This is a genomic window from Defluviitoga sp., from assembly GCF_035349255.1.
Lineage (GTDB): Bacteria > Thermotogota > Thermotogae > Petrotogales > Petrotogaceae > Defluviitoga.
Genome location: NZ_DAOPSE010000072.1, coordinates 1 through 3,914, shown reverse-complemented (window position 1 = coordinate 3,914; position 3,914 = coordinate 1). Strand labels below are relative to the sequence as shown.

Annotated in this window: 2 protein-coding genes; one reads left to right on the top strand and one right to left on the bottom strand. The window is 34.7% G+C overall.

The annotated features are described in order from the left end of the window. Positions 1 to 1,663: heavy metal translocating P-type ATPase (locus PKN74_RS08070; protein ID WP_472310306.1), on the top strand; the 1,663-nt coding region annotated here is incomplete at its 5' end. Positions 1,664 to 1,852: 189 nt separating this feature from the next. On the opposite strand, the gene PKN74_RS08065 is transcribed toward PKN74_RS08070, so the two are convergent. After that, the coding region (locus tag PKN74_RS08065) for a S8 family serine peptidase (RefSeq protein WP_472310304.1) at positions 1,853 to 3,914 on the bottom strand (2,062 nt) is incomplete at its 5' end.

Here is a 3,914-nt window from a genome sequence, read left to right as displayed (position 1 = left end):
AGGCTTGATTTTTGATGAAAACTTTCTTATGAGTATTGCGACAATTGGTGCATTCTCTATTGGGCAATTTGCTGAAGCAGTGGGAGTTATGATTTTTTATGAGATTGGGGAGTTGTTACAAAATCTTGCTGTGGATAATTCAAGAAGATCAATAAAATCATTGCTTGAGATAAGACCTGATTATGCCAATATTATAGATAATGACAGAACTTATAAAGTTTCACCACAAGAGGTCAGTGTAGGACAATTAATTTTGGTTAAGCCCGGAGAAAGAATTCCACTAGACGGGGTAGTAATAAGAGGATCTACAATGGTAGATACTTCAGCCCTAACTGGTGAACCTGTTCCAAAGACAATTAAAGAAGGGGATGAGGTATTAAGTGGATTTGTGAATCTTAATGGTTCAATTACCGTAAAAGTTGAGAAAGAATACAGTCAGTCTACTTACTCTAAGATATTAGAGATTGTTGAAAATGCCTCAAGTAAGAAGGCAAAGACGGAAAAAATCATCTCAAAATTTTCAAGGTATTATACACCAATTGTTGTATTTTCTGCAATTGCTTTAGCTATTCTTCCACCATTAGTATTCGGAGGACCATTTAAACAATGGTTGTATAGGGCTTTAGTTTTTCTTGTTATTTCGTGTCCCTGTGCTTTAGTGTTGTCAATTCCATTAGGGTACTTTGCTGGGATTGGTAAGCTATCTAAAAAAGGAGTGCTTGTTAAAGGTGGAAACTATCTTGAAACATTAAAAAAAATAGATACAATAATTTTTGATAAAACCGGAACTCTAACTGAAGGGGTATTCGAGGTTACTGAGGTTAAAGCTTACAACGGGATTAACAGCCATGAACTTTTGAAAATAGCAGCCTATGCAGAAAGCCATTCAAATCATCCTATTGCAACATCAATCAAGGAATATTATAACGATAATATAGATGAAAAGTTAATACAGGAATATCAAGAGATAGTTGGAAAAGGGGTTAGGGCTAAAATAAATGGTGAGACAGTATTAGTTGGTAATATAGATTTAATGAAAGAAAATGGTATAAATATTCCAGAACTAGAGCCAAATGGAACTATTGTATATGTTGGAATTAATGACAGCTTTGCAGGGTATATTAAGATTTCAGATAAGATAAGGCCAAAGGCAAAGGATACTATAAATAAATTGAAAAAGTTAGGAATAAAGAAAACAGTTTTATTGACAGGAGATAATGAAGAAACAGCAAGAAAAGTAGGGTTAGAACTTGGTGTGGATGAATACTATGCAAATTTACTCCCAGAAGATAAAGTAGCTCTATTAGAAAGATATTTAAATAATGTACATACCGTTGCTTTTGTTGGAGATGGTATTAACGATGCCCCAGTTCTTGCAAGAACTGATGTTGGGATTGCAATGGGAGGATTAGGTTCTGATGCTGCTATAGAAGCAGCGGACGTTGTTATTATGGAGGATGATATTTCCAAGATAATAGACGCAATTAACATTTCACGAAAAACTATTAAGATTATATGGCAAAATATAATATTTATTTTAGCAGTTAAGATTTTATTCCTCATTCTAGCTGTTTTAGGATTAGCAAATATGTGGGGGGCAGTATTTGCAGATGTTGGAATATCTCTATTAGCTGTGTTTAATTGTATGAGGATATTAAAGTGAGAAATACAATCTCAAAACAGAAATAATAAGACTACGTATATAAATTTGTTAATATAAGAAAAGGCTACTAGAGAATTTCCAGTAGCCTTTTCTTTAAACGAACATTTTATAAAATGTATGCTCTCAAACATCAATATTATTGAGTCGAACTGCATTGATTGAAAAAAGAACTATTTTCATTTACTGTAATTAGAAAATTGTCCAAGGAACTCCTAATCCTCCATATTCATCTATGAAGCCCATACCTTCTCCACTTATTACTCTAAAAACAGGAATACTTTCGTCATTTATTGTTATCTCCCCACTTATACCAAACGGCTCACCTAATACTATGTCATCGAGCCAGGCAGTATCGTAACCATGGCTAATATCATCATCTTTTTCATAAGCAAACCTTACGGTGTGATTGCCTTGATCCAACTCAAAATTATAAGTCATCCAATCGCTGCTTATTTCACTTAACCTTAATTTTTCCACACCATCAATGTATACTTTAAAGAAATCCCAATTTGCCTCAGAAGAAACTTTTACCTTAAAAGACAATGAAGCAACAGTGTCAAGAGTAAATGAAGTTTCTATCCAACTTTGCCCATTATCGTCTACATCACCAAATCTTAAAACTGTAGCTTCATACGTTCTTTCTATAAAAGGTACTGCATCTCCGCCAGTTACCCAGTTAAAGAACTCATGCTCTAAATCACCATCTTCGAAATCTTCTTTTGCTATTATTTTCGCTTCAGGAAGTTCTCCTTCATAATAAAGTTCTCCTTCATAATCATAAACCAAATAATAATAGCCACTTTCTTCTATAGAAGATAATAGATCAATAGTGATTTCTTCGGGGCTTTGTATATTAAAAACCTGTACTTCCTGTCCATATTCATCCAATAACAATACATCAAGAGTACCAGAAAATGGTAAGTCTGTACTTAAAGTTGCTTTGAATTGAGTCGTTTCAAATTCTTGAGTATAAGTCGTTTCTGTTGCTACAGTAACTACACCTTGATAACTCAATTCTTCTTTCATTCTGTAATTTGGTGCATATGCATAGAGATATTCTGGCCCTCCAATTATAATATCGTATTCTCCGGGTTCTATCCAAGCAAATAATTCGTAACCTTCATTATTAGTTTTGCCATAATATCTTTTTCCAGTGTCTTTATTTTCTAAAGTTATGTTAACACCGGGTAAATAATAACCACCCTTTTTAGTTTTTGCTTCTACTTTTAGAATACCGCCCTCATATTCATCTGGATCAAGAGCAAGAGAGTTTGCAGCGTTTATTCTTCCATAGCCAGAAGCAGTGTCGTATCCAGGTTTATCTATATCTTCTGCTCCCTCTTCTATCATTCTTTTTATTTGGTATACATTGGCATCTGGATATTTTTCTTTCAATAAAGCGGCTAATGCAGACACGTATGGACATGCCATAGAAGTACCTGCCCAATAAGCGTAAGGTTGTCTTTCTACGCCTTCATCTTGTGCAAGTCTTTCTGGAATAGTAGAAATTACATTGTTACCTGGAGCAGCAACTGATACATATTCTCCTCGTGAAGAGAAAGTAGTGATTTCATCTCTTGCGTCACTTGCAGCAACTCCTATAACTCCAGTATACGCTGAAGGATAATGCCAGAATTGATCAGTAGTATCATTACCAGAGGAAGCAACAACCACTACGTTGTTCTTAAGAGCGTAATCAAATGCATCTTTTAGTATGTTGGAATAACCACCACCGCCCCAACTGTTTGATAAGACATCTGCCCCGTTATCTACAGCCCATACTATTCCGTCAGCAACTGCATAGTCACCTATATAATCTGGATTGAATATTCTTATAGGCATAATCTTAGCATCTGGTGCTAATCCTGATATTCCTTCACCATTATTTCTTTTAGCAGCTATTATTCCCGCTGTGTGTGTGCCGTGACCATCTTTATCGGAGTCTACTGTAGGATCAATTGTAATTCCCCGATAAGGATCATATCCTTCTACTAATTGGCCTTGTAAATCAGGATGAGTCCCATCTGTACCTGTGTCTAATAAACCAACTATTACTCCTTCCCCTGTGGCAGTAGCCCAAGCGGTTTCAGCGTCTAAGTATCTTATTAAAGCATATTGATATTTAAAAAATGGGTCTGCTTCTATTTCATTTTCTTCTAAAATATTATTACTAAATTGTTTATATATATGGTTATTTTCTCCAGATTTAATGACTGGTATTTCTCTATCTGTATAATTTGGTTCAATGTAT